We start from the raw sequence: 15,588 nt of genomic DNA on the forward strand, positions 1-15,588 counted from the left end.
CGACGGCCCGTGCGCCGGGAGAAGACGAGAGCGGGCCCCGCGCACCCGCCAGAGCCTGTTGACCCTTGCTGCCTTCCGGCCCTGGGGGAGTTCACAGGATGGGCGCCGCGCGGGACCCGCCGTGAAGTGTAGTGCCGAGTCGGGGGCCCGCGACGGGGAGGTTATGCTTCTCGCCGTTGGAGGATTCGCCTAGTGGCCTATGGCGCACGCTTGGAAAGCGTGTTGGGTTCACGCCCTCGGGGGTTCGAATCCCCCATCCTCCGCAGGTGGAGCCGGGTGTCCCGCAGGTCGGGGCACCCGGTTCCGTCGTTGTGACCCCTCAGTCGACGACGGCGGTCGCCTCCACCTCGACCAGTACGTCGGGCTCGAAGAGCTGCTCGACCCCGATCAGCGACGACGGCGGGAGCGGGGACGGCAGGCCGATCTCGGCCGCGACCCGGTCGACGCCGGCCAGGAGGTCGGCGATCCTCCCCGGCTCCCACCGCACCACGTAGAACGTCAGCCGGAGCACGTCGTCGAACGTGGCGCCCGCCGCGGCGAGGCCCGTCGCGGTGCTCCGCAGCGCGTGGGCGACCTGGCCGGCGAGATCGCCCGGGGCGACCGGGGCGCCGTCCGCGGTGCGGGCGACCTGGCCGCTGACGTGCACGTGGCGGGTGCCGGTGCCGACGGCGACGTGGGCGTAGGGGACGGGCTGGAGCATCCCGTCGGGGGTGAGGCGGCGAACGGTCATCGGGGGTCTCCTCGTGCTGGACGACTAGGTATACCTTTGCTACCTGGTGCACGAAGGACACTTCAAGGAGACCAGGTATCCCCATGGACACCGCCCCCGCCCCGGACGGCGAGCTGCGGATCACCGCACCGCACCGCGAGCTCCTCGACCAGGTGCTCGACAAGTGGTCGCTGGCCGTGCTCGACGAGCTCTGCGAACGGCCCCGCCGCTTCAACGAGCTGCGCCGCGCCGTCCCCGCGGTGACGCAGAAGTCGCTCACGACGACCCTGCGCCGGCTCGAGCGCAACGGGATCGTGGAGCGCACGGTCCTCGACACCCGCCCCGTCGCCGTCGAGTACCGGATCACCCGGCTCGGCAAGACCCTCCGCCACCCGGTCGACGTGCTGCTGGGCTGGGCGTCGGACCACATGCCCGAGATCGAACGCGCCCGGCAGGCCTTCGACGTGCGCTGACCGTCCCGGGACCGTGGTCAGATCGCTCACCGTCGCTGGCCGCCACCCGCCCGGTCCCGCTACCGTCGGGGACGGGTCCGCCTCCTGCGACACCCCCGGACGAGGCGCGTCGTACCCGGCACGACGACGACGCGGTACCGGAGGTGTGTCATGGCGTGGGTCGTCCTCGTGATCTCGGGAGTGCTGGAGACCGTCTGGGCCTCGGCGCTGGCCCGCTCGGCCGGGTTCAGCCGGCTCGTCCCGTCCGTGGTGTTCGGCGTGGCCCTGGTGCTGAGCATGGCGGGCCTGGCGTTCGCGCTGCGGACGATCCCCGTCGGCACCGGCTACGCGATCTGGGTGGGCATCGGTGCCGTCGGCACCGCGGCGTACGGGATGGCGGTGCTCGGTGAGCCCGTCACGACGGCCCGGATCGTGTGCCTGGTTCTCATCGTGGGTGGCGTTGTGGGGTTGAAGTTCGTCCATTAGGCCGAACAACGGCGAAGAAAGGTCACAAGAACCTCACGGCTGGTGGAACCGCGGTTGGTGGGTCCCCCGACCGGGCACTCCGTCTCCAGCAGGCCGCTACAGCGGCCGCAGGGGCATACAGGAGGATTCGAGATGGGCATTCTGGGCTGGATCATCGTCGGTGGTCTGATGGGCGCGCTGGCGAAGGCCATCATGCCGGGCAACGACCCGGGCGGCATCATCGTCACGATCATCATCGGCATCGTCGGCGGTCTGCTCGGCGGATTCATCGGTTCCGCCGTGTTCGGCGTCTCCACCGGTGGGTTCTTCGAGATCCGCACCTGGCTGATCGCGCTCGTCGGCGCCCTCATCCTGCTGGGCATCTACCGCGTGATCTCCGGACGCCGAGCCGTCCGTCACTGACGTTCCTCCGACGAAGGCCCCGTCCCCTCCCGGGACGGGGCCTTCGTCGTGTCCGGGGCCCATGATGGCGGGGTGCTCGTCCGCCTCCTGCTCGCGCTGGCCTGCGTCGGCGTCCCGGCGTGGGTGCTCGCCACCCGCTGGTCGACCGTCCTGAACGACCATCCCGCGTACCTGGTCCTGCTCGTCGCGCTCGTCGTCGTGGGGGCGACCCTGGGCCTGCGTGCGCGGCGGCCCCGACCGTCGGGCCGGTGGCGCACGACCGGGCGGGTGGCGGCGGCCGTCCTGCTCGTCGCCGTCCTCGGCGCCGTCGGCTGGCTGCGCCCCTTCGCGGCGACGTCCGGCGACCCGCTCGCGGTCGGCACCCCCACCACGTGGGAGCTGCGGCCGTCCGGCCCGGTGTCGGACGTCGGGGTCGTGTTCTACCCGGGCGCGCGCGTCGACCCCCGCGCCTACCTCGCCCTGCTCCGCCCGCTGGCCGACGACGGGCACCCGGTCGTGGTGGTGAAGCCGCCGCTCGACATCGCGCTGCTCGTCGGGGCTCCCCCGTTCGACGACCACCCGGAGGTCTCGCGCTGGGTCGTCGGCGGGCACTCCCTCGGCGGCACGGCGGCGGCGATGGTCGACGACCCGCGCGTGGCCGGACTGCTGCTCTGGGCCTCCTACCCCGCCGACGACCAGTCGTCCCGCGACCTGCCGACGCTCTCGGTCTCCGGCGACCGCGACGGCCTCGCCACGCCCGCCGACATCGCCGACACCGCGCCCCGGCTCCCGGCCGGTGCCCGGCTGGTCACGGTGCCCGGCGGCGTCCACGCCTTCTTCGGCGACTACGGCGAGCAGCCCGGTGACGGCGTCCCCGCCACCGACCGGGCGACGGCGCAGCGGCAGATCGTGGAGGCGAGCCGGGCGTTCGTCGACGAGCTCGGGTGATCACGGCCGGGGCCGCGCGGGGCGTCGCGCGGGAGTGGGTGCGGCGGCACGCGGCCGGTGCCCGCGGCGCGTTCGTCATGGGCTCGGCCGCCGCACGCGGTGCGGACGAGGTCCTGCCCGCCACCTCCGACGTCGACGTCACCGTGGTCGTCGACGGGCCGCGGGTGCCGCCGAGGACCGGGCTGTTCCGCCGGGACGGGGTGCTGCTCGACGTCGGCTTCGTCACCGCGGCCGACCTGGAGGCGTCGGCCCGGTCGTGGGTGTTCGCCCCCGGTCTCGCCGCCGGGCACGTGCTCGCCGACGCCGACGGGCGGCTCACGGCCCTGAGCCGCGCGGTCGCCGCCCGGTTCGCCGAGCCCGCCGAGGTCGCCCGGCGCGTCGACGACGTCGCCGCCGCCGTGCGGGACCGGCTCCGGCCGCCCGACCCGGCCCGGCCGTGGCCCGAGCAGGTCATCGCCTGGCCGTTCCCGACCACCCTGCTGACGCACGTACCGCTGGTCGCCGCGCTGCGCACCCCGACCGTGCGGCTGCGCTACGTCGCGGCGCGCCCCGTCACTCCCCCGGACCTCTACCGCGCCCTGCTCGCCGACCTGGGCTGCGCCGACGTCCGGCCCGACGCCGTGGCGCACCACCTCGACGTCCTCGACGGGCTGCTCGGCGCGACGGCCGTCGAGCGCCCGGCCGCGATCGACGGCGGCCGCGAGCTCGTCGCGCGCGGGGACCACCGGGAGGCGGTGTTCTGGCTGGTCGCGACCCTGGCCCGGGCCGCGGAGCGGGACCCGGCCGCGGACGCGGCCCTCCGCGCCGCCGCGGCCGACCTCGTCGGCGTGCGCACCCCCGCGGACCTGACCCGGCGCCGGACCGGGACCCTCGTACTGCTGGACCGGCTCCGGGACGCAGGAACGCCGGGCGTCCGTGAGGACGACCCGGCGTCGACTGGCGGTGGCGGTGGGATTTGAACCCACGGAGGCTTTCACCTCACACGCTTTCGAGGCGTGCTCCTTCGGCCGCTCGGACACGCCACCGCGGAGAAGCTTACAAGAGCGCCGCGGCGGTGCCGCCGGCCCCCGGCCGTGAGCGAACCGTGATCGACGCCGACGCCGCCGACGTGCAGAATCCGCCCGTGGCCACCCCGCTCCGGCGCCTGCTCGCCGTCACCACGCTGCTGCTCGCCGCCGGCTGCGCCCCCGCGGCCCCCACGGAGCCCGCCGCGGCCGCCTCCTGCGAGCCCGGCGCGCTGCCGACCCTCACCGCGGGCACCCTGACGATCGGCACCGACCAGCCGGTGTACCCGCCGTGGTACCTCGACGACGACCCGACGTCCGGGCAGGGCTTCGAGAGCGCCGTCGCCTACGCGGTGGCCGAGCAGCTCGGGTACGCCCGCGACGCCGTGAGCTGGGTGCGCGTGCCGTTCAACGCCGCCATCGCCCCGGGCCCGAAGACCTACGACCTCAACCTGACCGAGTTCTCGATCAGCGACGAGCGCCGCCAGGCCGTCGACTTCTCCTCGCCCTACTACGACGTCGCACAGGCCGTGATCGCGATCGAGGGCAACCCGTTCGCGGGCGCCACCAGCATCGCGGAGCTGAAGGACGCGCGGATCGGCGGGCAGGTCGGCACCACTAGCTACCAGGCGATCGTCGACCAGATCGCCCCCACCACCGAGCCGTCGGTGTTCAACACCAACGACGACGCCAAGCTCGCGCTCGGCAACGGCCAGATCGACGCGCTCGTGCTCGACCTGCCCACCGCGTTCTTCGTCACCTCCGCCGAGCTCGACGGCGGCGTGATCGTCGGGCAGCTCCCCGCGGGCACCGGCACGCCGGAGCAGTTCGGCGCGGTGCTGGACAAGGACAGCCCGCTGACGGGGTGCGTGTCCGACGCGGTCGACGCCCTGCGCGCCGACGGCACACTGGACGCGCTGGAGACGGAGTGGCTGGCCTCGGCCGGGGCGGCGCCCGAGCTGCGGTGACCGTCGAACTGAGCCCGCTCGCGCAGGACCGGGCCGCCTACCGGCGCTCCCGCGCGCGCCGGTCCACCACCGTCGCGCTGGTCTCGACGGTGGTGTTCGCGGCGGCGCTGGTGATCGGCCTGGTCAACACGCCCGGCTGGCCGCGGGTGCAGGAGACCTTCCTCGACCCGCAGGACGCCTGGGCAGCGCTGCCCGCGGTCCTGTCCGGGCTGTGGCTCAACATCCGGGTGCTCGTCGTCGCCGAGCTCGGGATCCTCGCGCTCGGGCTGCTGATCGCGCTGCTGCGCACGCTGCGCGGCCCGGTGTTCTTCCCGGTCCGGGCACTGGCGATCGGCTACGTCGACCTGTTCCGCGGCGTCCCGCTGCTCATCGCGCTCTACCTGATCGGGTTCGGGGTGCCGGGGCTGCGGCTGCAGGGCGTGCCGAACGACGTCGCGGTGCTCGGGACGGTCGCGCTGATCCTCGTCTACTCGGCGTACGTGTCCGAGGTGTTCCGCGCGGGCATCGAGTCGGTCCACCCGTCGCAGCGGGCGGCGGCGCGGTCGCTGGGGCTGACGCACCGGCAGTCGATGCGGCTGGTGATCCTGCCGCAGGCCGTCCGCCGGGTGCTCCCGCCGCTGCTCAACGACTTCGTCGCGCTGCAGAAGGACGTCGGGCTGATCTCCGTGCTCGGGGCCGTCGACGCGATCCGGGCGGCGCAGATCCAGTCGGCGCTGCTGTTCAGCTTCACCCCCTACGTCGTGGCCGGGCTGCTGTTCGTGCTGCTGGCCGTCCCGACGGGGCGCATCGCCGACGCGGTGGCAGCGCGGGCGGCCCGGCGGGAGGCCGCATGACCCCGGTCCTGGACGTGCAGGGGCTGGTCAAGCGCTACGGCGACACGACCGTGCTGGGCGGCGTCGACCTCACCGTCGCCGAGAACGAGGTGATCACGCTGATCGGGGCGTCGGGATCGGGCAAGTCGACGCTGCTGCGGTGCGTCGACCTGCTCGAGGAGATCGACGACGGGCGGATCCTGCTCGACGGCGACGACGTCTCCGACCCCCGGCGCGGCCCGAAGGCGGCCGCGGCGGCGCAGCGGCGGATGGCGATCGTGTTCCAGGCGTTCAACCTGTTCCCGCACATGACGGCACGGCAGAACGTGGCGCTCGCGCCGCGGGTGGTGCACGGGCTGACCGGCGAGCAGGCGGACGAGCGCGCCGACGAGCTGCTGCACCGCGTCGGGCTGGAGTCGTTCGCCGGCGCCTACCCGGACCGGCTCTCCGGCGGGCAGCAGCAGCGGGTCGCGATCGCCCGCGCGCTGGCCGTGCGGCCCCGGCTGCTGCTGCTCGACGAGATCACCTCCGCGCTCGACCCGGAGCTGGTCGGCGAGGTGCTGGCGATCGTCCGCGAGCTGGCCCGCACGTCGGTGACGATCCTGATGGCGACCCACGAGATGGGCTTCGCGAAGCAGGTGTCGAACCGCGTGTGCTTCCTCGACGGCGGCGTGGTCCTGGAGTCCGGGCCGCCCGACCAGGTGCTCGGCGAGCCCCGGGAGGCCCGCACGCAGGAGTTCCTGGCGCGCGTCATCGCGGCGGGGCGCCTGGCCTGATCCCCGCGGCCCCGATCCCCGCGGCGGCGAGCCCGACGTCGATCATCCGGGACCGGTCGAGGCCCTCGACGTCGGCGAGCGGGACCCACGCCGCGTGGTCGGAGCTGCCGCCGACCTCGTGCCGCAGGGTGCCGCCGGTGATCTCGCCGGAGAACAGGATGCTGATCATGTGCAGGCGGTGGCCGCGGTCGTCCCACACCCGGGAGCCGACGTCGAGCAGCGGCCCGAGCGCCACGTCCAGCCCGGTCTCCTCGGCCACCTCCCGGACGGCCGCGTCGCGCGGGTCCTCGCCGTGGTCGAGCCCGCCACCGGGCAGGGCCCACCGCCGGGAGCCGGTGAACCGCACGAGCAGCAGCGACCCCTCCCGCACGCAGACCACGTACGCCCCGACCCGCTGCCGCTGCTCCGCCCCGGTCACCCGGACCACGCTAGCGCCGGTCGGCGAAGAACGACTCCATCAGCGCCGCGCACTCCGGCGCCAGCACCCCGCCGACGACCTCGGGCCGGTGGGTGAGGCGGCGGTCGCGCAGGACGTCCCACAGCGAGCCGGCCGCGCCGGTCTTGGGCTCCCACGCCCCGAACACCACCCGGGCCACGCGGGCCGCCACCAGTGCGCCCGCGCACATCGTGCAGGGCTCGATCGTGACCGCCAGCGTGCAGCCCTCCAGCCGCCACTCCCCGCGCACGGCGGCGGCGGCGCGCAGGGCGAGGACCTCGGCGTGGGCGGTGGGGTCGCCGAAGGCCTCCCGGCCGTTGCAGGCGGCAGCCAGCTCGCACCCGGACTCGTCGACGACGACCGCGCCGATCGGGACGTCACCGGTGCGCGACGCGGCCGCGCCCAGCACCAGGGCACGGCGGATCAGCGCCTCGTCCGAGGCGGGCGCGGCCGTCACCGCGCGTCGACGACCTCGGCGAGCGCGTCGGCGAACCCGCAGCGGCGGCCGATGGTGGCCAGCTGCTCGTCGGGGTAGAGCTCCAGCTCTCCGGCGAGCATCTCCAGCTCGTCGGCGGGCAGGCCGAAGTCGGCGAGGATCGACAGGTCGCCCTCGGGCCACGGGTCGTCGAGTGCGTCGTCGTCGGGCGGCAGCTCGACGCGCAGCAGGTCGAGCACGTCGGCGGCGACGTCGTAGTCGAGCGCGGCGACGGCGTCGGACAGCATCAGCGCGATGCCCCCGGGCACCGGGCGGACGATGACGAAGAACTCGTCGTCGACGTCGAGCAGACCCACCACCGCACCCTGCACGCGGAGCTCGCGCAGCTCGGTGATCGCGGCGTCGAGGTCGACGAGGGACTCGGCGGCCAGCCGCGTGCACCGCCAGCGGCCCTCCTCCCGGATCGCCGCGACGGCGTACCCGGGCAGGGACTGTCCCCGCACGCCCGGACGCGCTTCGACGCTCTGCACCGCCATGACACTACGGTAGGCCCACCCGGCACTGTGGTCCACACCACACCCGGAAGTCCACCCCCTGGTGACCACCTCGTGATGCCAGGATCAGCGCATGTCCGACCTCGCAGCACAAGCCCGCGCGCTGCAGCCGCGGACGCTGGCGATGCGCCGGGCGATCCACCGCAGGCCCGAGATCGGGCTGGACCTCCCGCACACCCGTGACGCCGTCGTCGACGCCCTCGTGGACCTCCCGCTGCAGGTGCACCTCGGCGTCGGCGTCAGCTCGGTCGTCGCGGTGCTCGAGGGTGCCCGCCCCGGCCCCACGGTGCTCCTGCGCGGCGACATGGACGCGCTCCCGATGCACGAGGACACCGGGCTGGAGTTCTCCTCCGAGGTCGACGGCGCGATGCACGCCTGCGGGCACGACACCCACGTCGCGATGCTCGCCTCCGCGGCCCGCCTGCTGGCCGGGCGGCGCGACGAGCTGGCCGGGCGGGTGCTGTTCATGTTCCAGCCGGGCGAGGAGGGCTTCCACGGCGCCCGCCACATGATCGACGAGGGGCTGCTCGACGCCACCGGCCCCGCCGGGCGCCCGGAGCGGGCCTACGCGCTGCACATCAGCGCCACCATCCCGGCGGGCGAGCTGCACCTGCGGCCGGGCCCGCTGATGGCGGCCGCGGACACGGTCCGGATCACCGTCCGCGGGCGCGGCGGGCACGCCTCCGCCCCGCACGACGCCGCCGATCCCGTGCCGGCCGCGGCCGCGATGATCGGGGCGCTGCAGACGGCGATCTCCCGGGAGATCGCCGCGCACGACCCCGCCGTCCTCACCATCGCCCACCTCACCGCGGGCACCACCACCAACGTCATCCCGGAGACGGCGTTCATGGAGGGCACGATCCGCACCCTGTCCGCGCCGGTCCGCGAGCACGTGCGCGAGATCGTCCGGCGGGTCTGCCGCTACACGGCGCTGGCGCACGGCTGCTCCGCGGACGTCTCCGTCGAGCCCGGGTACCCGGTCACGGTCAACGACGCGGGCGCGGTCGACCAGCTCTCGGCGGTGGGCCGCGACGTGCTCGGCCGCGACCGGGTGCTGACGATGCCGTCGCCGATCCTCGGCGCGGAGGACTTCTCCTACGTCCTGGAGCAGGTGCCGGGCGCGCTCGCGTTCCTCGGCGGGTGCCCGCCGGCCGTCGACCTCGCGACCGCGCCCGCCAACCACTCCAACCGCGTGGTCTTCGACGAGTCGGCGATGGCGTCCGGGGTGGCGGTGTACGCGGGGCTGGCGCTCGACGCGCTGGGCTGACGCCCCACTATGGCGGGGTGATCTCCCTGCCCGAACTGTCCGCCGCCCTGCGCTCCGGCGCGCTGTCGCCGGTCGAGCACGTCCGCGACACCTGCGAGCGCCTGGCCGCCGACACCCACAACGCCGTCGTCCTGCTCGACACCGACCGCGCGCTCGCCGACGCCGCCGCCCGGGCCGACGAGCTGGCGCGCGGGGAGTGGCGGGGGCCGCTGCACGGCGTCGCGGTCGGGGTGAAGGACCTCTTCGACGTCGCCGGGCTGCCCACCCGCGCGGGATCCGACGTCCTCGCCGACGCCCCGCCCGCCACCGTCGACGCCGCGGCCGTCACGCGGCTGCGGGCGGCGGGCGCGGTGGTCGTCGCGAAGCTGCACACCCACGAGTTCGCCTACGGCCCGACCGGCGACGTCTCGGCGTCCGGTCCCGCCCGCAACCCGCACGACCCCACCCGGATCACCGGCGGGTCGTCGTCCGGGTCGGCCGCGACGGTCGCGGCCGGGCACCTCGCGCTGACGCTGGGCACCGACACCGGGGCGAGCGTGCGGACGCCCGCCGCGCTGTGCGGGGTGGTCGGGCTCAAGCCGGCGTACGGGCGGCTGCCCGTCGAGGGGGCGTTCCCGCTGTCGGAGACGTGCGACCACGTCGGGCTGCTCACCGCCGACGTCGACGGCGCCGCACTGGCCTGGGACGCGCTCACCGGGACGGGGACGCCGGCCGTCACGACGCGGGTCGGGGTGCTCGTCGACGACTACTGGCGGGCGGTGGACCCGGCGCTGACCGCCGCCGTCGACGCCGCGGTGGCGCGGCTGCGGGCCGACGGCGTCGCGGTCGTGGAGATCCGCACCCCGATGATCGACGAGCTGGCCGCGGCCTACCCCGTCATCGTCGGGGCCGAGGCGTACGCGACGCACGCGCGGTGGTTCGAGGACCGTCCCGAGGCCTACCAGCCCGCCACCCGCGTGCGCCTGGAGCCCAACCGCGACCTGCCCGCCCACGTCTACGTGGAGGCCCTGCGCACCCGCAGGCGGCTGGTGGCGGAGTTCCGGGCCGCCGTCGACGGGGTGGACGCGCTCGTGCTGCCCACCACCCGGCTGCGGGCCACCCCGATCGGGCAGGAGGACGTCGACGGGGTGGCGGTGCGGCCCGCTCTGCTGGCCCTGACGCTGCCGTTCAACCTCACCGGCTGGCCCGCGGTGTCGGTCCCCGGCACGACCGAGGGTCTCCCGGCCGGGGTGCAGGTCGTCGGGGTGGCGCTGGACGAGCGGGGCGTGCTCGCGCTGGCGGCCCGGCTCGCCTGACCCGTCCGGGGACGCCGTCGCTACTCTCTGCGCGTGACGGAGCGAGCGGTCTGCGTGATCGGTACCGGGTTGATCGGCGGCTCGCTGATGCGGGCCGCGGAGAAGTCCGGCCGGGCGGTGTGGGGCACGAGCGCGTCGGACGCGACGGCCGCGGAGGCCCGGGCCGACGGGTTCGACGTCACCACCGACACCGACGACGCGCTGCGCCGGGCCGCGGAGGCCGACGCGCTGGTCGTGCTGGCCGTGCCGCTGCCGGTGCTGCCCGCGGTGCTGCAGCGGGTCGACGCCGTCGCGCCGACGGTGCGGCTGACCGACGCCGTCAGCGTCAAGGTCGCCGTGGCCGACGCGGTGGCCCGGCACGCGCCGCGTGCGCGGTTCGTGGGCGGGCACCCGATGGCGGGCACCAGCGAGTCGGGCTGGGCGGCGGGCACCGCGGAGCTGTTCGTCGACGCCGCGTGGGTGGTGGCAGCCGACGACGGCCTCGACCTCGACGTGTGGCGCGACGTCGCCGAGCTCGCCTGGGCCTGCGGGGCCCGCGTGGTCCCGGCCGCGGCCGACGAGCACGACCTGGCCGTCGCCCGGGTCTCGCACCTGCCGCACCTGCTCGCCGCCGTGCTCGCCGCCGTCGGGGCCGGGGGCGAGGACGCCCTGCCCCTCGCGCTGGCCGCCGGGTCGTTCGCCGACGGCACGCGCGTCGCGGGGACCCGCCCCGAGCTGGTGCTGGCGATGTGCGAGGGCAACCGCGACGCCCTGCTCGGCGCCGTCGACGACGCGCTGGGCCGGCTCGGCGCGATGCGCGGCGCACTGGCGTCCACCGGAGGGCTCACGGCCACGGTGTTCGCCGGGCACGCCGCCCGCGAGCGCTGGGCGGCCGCCCGCACCCCGAAGGGCGTCAGGGCGAGCCTGACCACCCGCGCCCCGCTCGCCGCGCTGCGCGCGATCGGGCGGCGCGGTTCGGTGGTCACGGGCTGGAAGGCCTGACCGGCGAGTCCGCCGTTCCCACCCGGCGAGTCTGCCGTTCCCACCCGGCGAGTGTGCCGTTCCCGCCCGGCGAGTCCGCCGACGGTGCGTGCGTGATCGGCAAAGACCCCGAGCGCCGGCCGAAAACTCGCGGTCAGGGGGTGGCGGGGGTCGACAGGCGGGTGGCGACGCCCGGGTAGTGCTGCACGACACCGTCGGCGTCGACCGTCAGCTCGGCGCTGAAGTCGTCCCAGCGGAAGCCGATGCAGGCGGCGCCGGAGTCGTCGAGGACGGAGGCGGTGCTGTAGACCTGCTCCACCTCCGCCACCTCCAGCTCGGGCAGCGTCACGAACACCATCGGCAGGGAGTGCTCCGCGGCCTCGGTGTGCAGGCCCAGGCGCCGGATCGGCACGGTGTTGAACATCGGGCTGTGCGCCAGGTCGACGTCGACGGCCCCGCCGAACTCCGCGCGGGTGCCCCCGTTACCGGTGTCGAGGAGCCAGAAGCCGTCCTCGGTGCGGTTCATCGTGAGGTGCCGCTCGCGCTGGGCGGTGGCGGTCGTCAGGGACACCCGTTCGACGGTGCCGCCCTCGGTCACCACGAGCCGGTAGGAGGCGGTGAAGTCGCCGTCGGGGCCGGTCCGGACCAACCGGCCCAGCGCGCGGAAACCGCTCCCCGCCCCGAGCAGCAGCCGGGTGCCTTCGAGCCCTTGGCCGTCCTCGGCCTGCCAGGTCAGCATGGTCGTCACCGGGCCCACCGTAGTTGCCCGAGGTGAGAGCGTGCCCCCTCCGGCCGAGGGGGCCGGTCACATCTGCGTTGCACTGGTGTGGTGCCCCCTTCTCGAGCGTCCGGCGTCATCCTGCCCCGGGCACGGTGATCACACCAGCCGCACGGCGTCGGCGGGGTGCAGGTCGTCGCGGATCCCGCGCAGGACCGGGCGCCGCAACCGGCCCGACCCCGTCCAGCCGACGTGCTCGACGTCGACGACGACCGCCGGTTCGCACCAGCGGGCCCCGGTCGCGTCGACGGGCTCGGGCCGCTCGACGAACGGCGGCGACGGCGCCGCGACGGGCGCCAGGCGCTCGGCGAGCTCGCGCCGGGCCGGTGGGTCCACCGCCACGCGGCCCGCGTACGCCAGCCCGTGCCGGTTGAGCACGCCGAGAAGCAGCGACGCGATACCGGGCCCGCCGTCGTGCCAGCCGCCGACCAGGCAGGCCTGGGTCCGCCGGTGGGTCACGGTGACCCAGGCCGGGCTGCGCTCCCCCGGCCGGTACGGCGCGTCGCCCCGCTTCGCGACGACACCCTCCATCCCGCGCTGCTCCGTGGCCGCGGCGAGCGCGGGACCGTCGGCGTAGGTGGGCGACAGCGAGAGCGTGGCGGCCGCGGCGGCGTCGAGGCGCTCCAGGGTGGCGCGCCGCTCGTCGAAGGGGCGGTCGAGCAGGGGCACCCCGTACAGGCGCAGGACGTCGAAGGCCATGAACGTGACGGGCCGGGCGCGGGCGGCGCGCTCCCCGATCGGGTGACCCATGCGGTCGGCCAGCCGGTCGGGGCTGGGCACGCCGTCCTCGAGCAGCACCACCTCGCCGTCGAGCAGGACGTCGGGGGCCAGCGCGCGGAGGTCGGCCAGCTCGGGGAAGTGGCCGGTGACGTCGTGGCCGTCGCGGTCGTGCAGCGTCAGCACCCCGTCGACGACGTCGGCGAGCAGGCGCATGCCGTCCCACTTCACCTCGTAGACCCACCCCGGGCCGGCCGGAAGGGCTCCAGGGGTGGCGAGCATGGGCTGCACCCGGCCATGCTGACATCCATGCGGGCGATGTGGAGCGGTGCCGTGTCCTTCGGGCTGGTGAGCGTGCCGGTGAAGGCGTACGCGGCCACGACCAACCACGACATCCGGTTCCACCAGGTGCACGGTGCCGACGGCGGACGCATCAAGTACAAGCGCACCTGCTCGCTCGACGGCGAGGAGGTCGAGTACGCCGACATCGTCAAGGGCTACGAGACCGAGGACGGCGAGCTGATCACGCTCACCGAGGAGGACATCGACTCGCTGCCCACGGCCACCGGCCACGAGATCGACGTCATCGAGTTCGTCCCGGCCGACCAGATCGACCCCCTGCTGTTCGAGAAATCCTACTACCTCGAGCCCGACGCGAAGGCGGCCAAGCCCTACGCGCTGCTGCGCGAGGCGCTCATCGACACCGACCGCATGGCCGTCGTGAAGGTCGCGCTGCGGCAGCGGGAGAGCATCGCGCTGCTGCGGGTGCGCGGCAAGGCGATCGTGCTGCAGACGATGCTGTGGCCCGACGAGGTGCGCGAGCCCGAGTTCGACATCCTCGACAACGACGTGGAGCTGCGCCCCCAGGAGCTGCAGATGGCGGCGTCGCTGGTGGAGAGCCTGGGTGCCGACTTCGACCCGTCGGACTTCCACGACGAGTACCGCGACGCCGTCGTGGCGATGATCGAGCAGAAGCGGTCCACCGGCGAGACCCGCCCGGCGCCGGTCGTGGAGAAGGCCGACGACGGCGACTCGATGACCGACCTGCTCACCGCACTGCAGCGCAGCGTCGAGGCCGCCCGGGCCGGGAAGCCGGCCGAGGAGAAGGCGGACGAGCCCGCGGAGAAGCCGAAGCCCGCGCGCAAGGCGCCCGCCCGCAAGTCGGCGGCCAAGAAGAAGGACGACGACGAGGACGCGGCGCCCAAGCGGACCCGCAAGCCCGCCTGACGCCGCGCACGGGTCAGGGGCCGAGCTGGTTGCCCGAGGGCACCTCGTCGTCGGCGAGGGTCTCGAACAGCGCCGAGGCGCGGTCGCGGTCCCAGTTCACGACCCCGTCGCGCACCGGGACCGTCGTCGTGACGCCGCCGTCGGACACCCCGCGCATGGCCAGTCCGAAGAACGCCAGGTTCCAGACGTGCGCCCCGTCGTCGACGGTGATGGCGCTGGACAGCCCGGTGGCGAGCGGGACGATCCGGAACGGGTTGAGCAGCGTGGCCGGGCTCGTGACCTTCTGCAGCAGCGCCGAGATGAACGCGCGCTGGCGCTCGACGCGGCCGAAGTCCGACGACGCCGTGGCGCGGGTGCGGACGTAGCCCAGCGCGGTGGCCTGGTCCAGGGTCTGGCAGCCGGCCTGGATGTCGAGGGCCGCCTTCGGGTCGGTGATGGCCTCGGGGACGCAGAGGTCGACGCCGCCCACGGCGTCGACGACGTTGACGAAGCCGGTGAACCCGATCTGCACGTAGTGGTCGATGCGCAGGCCCGTGGCGCCCTCGACGGTGCGCGTGAGCAGCTGCGGACCGGAGCCCGCCGCGTCGCGCTCGCCGCGGCCGTACGCCGAGTTGATCTTGTGCCGGCCGTGCCCCGGGATCTCGACCATCGAGTCGCGCGGGATGCTGACGAGGGTGGACGGCCCGCTGCCGGTGTGCAGCAGCATGATCGTGTCGGTGAGCTCGGACTCCGGGTCGCCGGTGGCCAGCTCGGCGCGCTGCTCGGGCGTGAGGTCGGCGCGGCTGTCGGAGCCGACGATCAGGTAGTTGGTGCCCCGCGAGGAGTTCGCGCTGTCCTCCGGGAGCGCGGAGACGCGGTCGAGCGACACGTCGATGTACACGGCGAAGCCGACGATCAGCACCAGCGCGACGATCAGCCCGGTCTTGATCCGGCGGCCCCAGTTCGGGCGACGGCCACCCGGCCGGGGACCCGACGGGCGCCGCGGCGGCGGGCCGGACGGCCGCCGGTCGGACGGCCGGGCCGGGCGGCGCGGCGCGTCCCGCCCGGGCGGCAGCACCGAGGTGGGGTCGGGCGGACGGCCGCCTCCCGCCACCGTCGGCCGGTGGCCCTGCTGCGGGGCGGTCGGCTGGGCGTAGCGCGGCAGCGAAGGGGGCGGCAGCGGAGGGGACGGCGACGGGGGCCGGGCGACACCGGGCTTCGGCGGGGGCGGCGGCCACGACGGCGGCAGCGGTCGGCCGCCGGGCGGCGACTGCCCGCCCGACCCCCACCCGCCCGGCCTGCGCGGGTCCCCCGGCCCGCCCGAGGACGCGGACGGTCGCCGGGGCTGCTGCCCCCAGCCGGGCGTGCCCCGCTTCGGCGGTCGTCCGTCGTTCATCCGTCCA

The 15,588-nt window shown here is 75.1% G+C and carries 19 protein-coding genes, 2 tRNA genes, 1 other RNA gene and 1 riboswitch; of the genes, 13 read left to right on the plus strand and 9 right to left on the minus strand.

What is annotated here, in order from left to right:
- Nucleotides 1-25: 25 nt before the first annotated feature.
- Nucleotides 26-122, minus strand: an RNA gene (ffs, locus tag H6H00_RS06745) — signal recognition particle sRNA small type.
- A 56-nt stretch (nucleotides 123-178) separates the two neighbouring features.
- Here ffs and H6H00_RS06750 point away from each other — a divergent pair.
- A tRNA-Ser gene (locus tag H6H00_RS06750) sits at nucleotides 179-263 on the plus strand.
- A gap of 56 nt (nucleotides 264-319) precedes the next feature.
- On the opposite strand, the gene H6H00_RS06755 is transcribed toward H6H00_RS06750, so the two are convergent.
- Nucleotides 320-730: a Rid family hydrolase gene (locus H6H00_RS06755; protein WP_185720471.1), complete on the minus strand. Its 411-nt coding sequence runs from the start codon at nucleotides 728-730 to the stop codon at nucleotides 320-322.
- Between the two features lie 83 nt (nucleotides 731-813).
- On the opposite strand from H6H00_RS06755, the gene H6H00_RS06760 reads away from it, so the two are divergent.
- The 5 genes from H6H00_RS06760 to H6H00_RS06780 all read left to right on the plus strand — a co-directional run bounded on the left by H6H00_RS06760 (nucleotide 814) and on the right by H6H00_RS06780 (nucleotide 3,935).
- Nucleotides 814-1,182: a winged helix-turn-helix transcriptional regulator gene (locus tag H6H00_RS06760; protein ID WP_185720472.1), complete on the plus strand. Its 369-nt coding sequence runs from the start codon at nucleotides 814-816 to the stop codon at nucleotides 1,180-1,182.
- Between the two features lie 70 nt (nucleotides 1,183-1,252).
- Nucleotides 1,253-1,318, plus strand: a riboswitch (guanidine-III (ykkC-III) riboswitch).
- 14 nt (nucleotides 1,319-1,332) lie between these two features.
- A complete protein-coding gene (locus H6H00_RS06765; RefSeq protein ID WP_185720473.1) occupies nucleotides 1,333-1,647 on the plus strand; it encodes a DMT family transporter in 315 nt (104 codons plus the stop codon).
- A gap of 168 nt (nucleotides 1,648-1,815) precedes the next feature.
- Nucleotides 1,816-2,049: a GlsB/YeaQ/YmgE family stress response membrane protein gene (locus H6H00_RS06770; protein WP_425566729.1), complete on the plus strand. Its 234-nt coding sequence runs from the start codon at nucleotides 1,816-1,818 to the stop codon at nucleotides 2,047-2,049.
- 72 nt (nucleotides 2,050-2,121) lie between these two features.
- A complete protein-coding gene (locus H6H00_RS06775; protein ID WP_185720474.1) occupies nucleotides 2,122-2,976 on the plus strand; it encodes an alpha/beta hydrolase in 855 nt (284 codons plus the stop codon).
- Nucleotides 2,973-3,935 carry a hypothetical protein gene (locus H6H00_RS06780; RefSeq protein ID WP_185720475.1) on the plus strand — a complete coding sequence of 321 codons (963 nt, stop codon included), beginning with the start codon at nucleotides 2,973-2,975 and terminating at the stop codon, nucleotides 3,933-3,935. Before H6H00_RS06775 ends, H6H00_RS06780 begins: the two co-directional genes overlap by 4 nt.
- On the opposite strand, the gene H6H00_RS06785 is transcribed toward H6H00_RS06780, so the two are convergent.
- Nucleotides 3,914-4,001: transfer RNA gene (locus H6H00_RS06785), tRNA-Ser, on the minus strand. The two genes, H6H00_RS06780 and H6H00_RS06785, sit on opposite strands and share 22 nt — an antisense overlap.
- Before the next feature lie 98 nt (nucleotides 4,002-4,099).
- On the opposite strand from H6H00_RS06785, the gene H6H00_RS06790 reads away from it, so the two are divergent.
- The 3 genes from H6H00_RS06790 to H6H00_RS06800 are packed head-to-tail and all read left to right on the plus strand — an operon-like array spanning nucleotide 4,100 to nucleotide 6,536.
- A complete protein-coding gene (locus H6H00_RS06790) occupies nucleotides 4,100-4,948 on the plus strand; it encodes an ABC transporter substrate-binding protein (RefSeq protein WP_221775815.1) in 849 nt (282 codons plus the stop codon).
- A complete protein-coding gene (locus H6H00_RS06795) occupies nucleotides 4,945-5,781 on the plus strand; it encodes an amino acid ABC transporter permease (protein ID WP_185720476.1) in 837 nt (278 codons plus the stop codon). Before H6H00_RS06790 ends, H6H00_RS06795 begins: the two co-directional genes overlap by 4 nt.
- Nucleotides 5,778-6,536 carry an amino acid ABC transporter ATP-binding protein gene (locus H6H00_RS06800; protein ID WP_185720477.1) on the plus strand — a complete coding sequence of 253 codons (759 nt, stop codon included), beginning with the start codon at nucleotides 5,778-5,780 and terminating at the stop codon, nucleotides 6,534-6,536. The genes H6H00_RS06795 and H6H00_RS06800 overlap by 4 nt, the downstream gene beginning before the upstream one ends.
- Here the strand turns inward: H6H00_RS06800 and H6H00_RS06805 are convergent.
- The 3 genes from H6H00_RS06805 to H6H00_RS06815 are packed head-to-tail and all read right to left on the minus strand — an operon-like array spanning nucleotide 6,511 to nucleotide 7,944.
- Complete coding sequence (locus H6H00_RS06805; protein ID WP_185720478.1) at nucleotides 6,511-6,954, minus strand: NUDIX hydrolase; 444 nt, start codon at nucleotides 6,952-6,954, stop codon at nucleotides 6,511-6,513. The genes H6H00_RS06800 and H6H00_RS06805 overlap by 26 nt on opposite strands.
- A gap of 10 nt (nucleotides 6,955-6,964) precedes the next feature.
- On the minus strand, nucleotides 6,965-7,429 hold the full coding sequence (locus H6H00_RS06810; RefSeq protein ID WP_221775816.1) for a nucleoside deaminase: 465 nt from the start codon (nucleotides 7,427-7,429) through the stop codon (nucleotides 6,965-6,967).
- Nucleotides 7,426-7,944: a tRNA adenosine deaminase-associated protein gene (locus tag H6H00_RS06815; protein ID WP_185720479.1), complete on the minus strand. Its 519-nt coding sequence runs from the start codon at nucleotides 7,942-7,944 to the stop codon at nucleotides 7,426-7,428. Before H6H00_RS06815 ends, H6H00_RS06810 begins: the two co-directional genes overlap by 4 nt.
- A 91-nt stretch (nucleotides 7,945-8,035) precedes the next feature.
- Here H6H00_RS06815 and H6H00_RS06820 point away from each other — a divergent pair, with 91 nt between their 5' ends.
- The 3 genes from H6H00_RS06820 to H6H00_RS06830 are packed head-to-tail and all read left to right on the plus strand — an operon-like array spanning nucleotide 8,036 to nucleotide 11,505.
- Entirely contained in the window at nucleotides 8,036-9,229 is a 1,194-nt protein-coding gene (locus H6H00_RS06820; RefSeq protein WP_185720480.1) for a M20 metallopeptidase family protein, read from the plus strand.
- 17 nt (nucleotides 9,230-9,246) lie between these two features.
- On the plus strand, nucleotides 9,247-10,524 hold the full coding sequence (locus H6H00_RS06825) for an amidase (protein ID WP_185720481.1): 1,278 nt from the start codon (nucleotides 9,247-9,249) through the stop codon (nucleotides 10,522-10,524).
- Nucleotides 10,525-10,557: 33 nt separating this feature from the next.
- Entirely contained in the window at nucleotides 10,558-11,505 is a 948-nt protein-coding gene (locus tag H6H00_RS06830; RefSeq protein ID WP_185720482.1) for a prephenate dehydrogenase, read from the plus strand.
- Nucleotides 11,506-11,638: 133 nt separating this feature from the next.
- On the opposite strand, the gene H6H00_RS06835 is transcribed toward H6H00_RS06830, so the two are convergent.
- Together H6H00_RS06835 and H6H00_RS06840 are read right to left on the minus strand one after the other, a co-directional pair.
- Nucleotides 11,639-12,223: a putative glycolipid-binding domain-containing protein gene (locus H6H00_RS06835; protein WP_255425814.1), complete on the minus strand. Its 585-nt coding sequence runs from the start codon at nucleotides 12,221-12,223 to the stop codon at nucleotides 11,639-11,641.
- 138 nt (nucleotides 12,224-12,361) lie between these two features.
- Nucleotides 12,362-13,261, minus strand: coding sequence for an ATP-dependent DNA ligase (locus H6H00_RS06840; protein ID WP_221775922.1), 900 nt, complete (start codon nucleotides 13,259-13,261; stop codon nucleotides 12,362-12,364).
- Nucleotides 13,262-13,288: 27 nt separating this feature from the next.
- Here H6H00_RS06840 and ku point away from each other — a divergent pair, with 27 nt between their 5' ends.
- Nucleotides 13,289-14,206 (plus strand): non-homologous end joining protein Ku, encoded by a 918-nt coding sequence (gene ku, locus H6H00_RS06845; RefSeq protein ID WP_185720485.1) that lies wholly within the window; start codon nucleotides 13,289-13,291, stop codon nucleotides 14,204-14,206.
- Between the two features lie 13 nt (nucleotides 14,207-14,219).
- On the opposite strand, the gene H6H00_RS06850 is transcribed toward ku, so the two are convergent.
- Nucleotides 14,220-15,581, minus strand: a complete 1,362-nt coding sequence (locus H6H00_RS06850) for an LCP family protein (RefSeq protein WP_221775817.1) — start codon at nucleotides 15,579-15,581, stop codon at nucleotides 14,220-14,222.
- Nucleotides 15,582-15,588: the final 7 nt, after the last annotated feature.

It is taken from the genome of Pseudonocardia petroleophila (assembly GCF_014235185.1).
Taxonomy (GTDB): domain Bacteria; phylum Actinomycetota; class Actinomycetes; order Mycobacteriales; family Pseudonocardiaceae; genus Pseudonocardia; species Pseudonocardia petroleophila.

Excerpts from the sequence above, each read along its gene's own strand:
- H6H00_RS06820 (WP_185720480.1), top strand. The coding sequence starts at position 8,036 with ATGTCCGACCTCGCAGCACAAGCCCGCGCGCTGCAGCCGCGGACGCTG.
- H6H00_RS06800 (WP_185720477.1), top strand. The coding sequence starts at position 5,778 with ATGACCCCGGTCCTGGACGTGCAGGGGCTGGTCAAGCGCTACGGCGAC.
- H6H00_RS06755 (WP_185720471.1), bottom strand. The coding sequence starts at position 730 with ATGACCGTTCGCCGCCTCACCCCCGACGGGATGCTCCAGCCCGTCCCC.
- H6H00_RS06765 (WP_185720473.1), top strand. The coding sequence starts at position 1,333 with ATGGCGTGGGTCGTCCTCGTGATCTCGGGAGTGCTGGAGACCGTCTGG.
- H6H00_RS06815 (WP_185720479.1), bottom strand. The coding sequence starts at position 7,944 with ATGGCGGTGCAGAGCGTCGAAGCGCGTCCGGGCGTGCGGGGACAGTCC.
- ku (WP_185720485.1), top strand. The coding sequence starts at position 13,289 with ATGCGGGCGATGTGGAGCGGTGCCGTGTCCTTCGGGCTGGTGAGCGTG.
- H6H00_RS06840 (WP_221775922.1), bottom strand. The coding sequence starts at position 13,261 with ATGCTCGCCACCCCTGGAGCCCTTCCGGCCGGCCCGGGGTGGGTCTAC.
- H6H00_RS06770 (WP_425566729.1), top strand. The coding sequence starts at position 1,816 with ATGGGCGCGCTGGCGAAGGCCATCATGCCGGGCAACGACCCGGGCGGC.
- H6H00_RS06835 (WP_255425814.1), bottom strand. The coding sequence starts at position 12,223 with ATGCTGACCTGGCAGGCCGAGGACGGCCAAGGGCTCGAAGGCACCCGG.
- H6H00_RS06760 (WP_185720472.1), top strand. The coding sequence starts at position 814 with ATGGACACCGCCCCCGCCCCGGACGGCGAGCTGCGGATCACCGCACCG.
- H6H00_RS06850 (WP_221775817.1), bottom strand. The coding sequence starts at position 15,581 with ATGAACGACGGACGACCGCCGAAGCGGGGCACGCCCGGCTGGGGGCAG.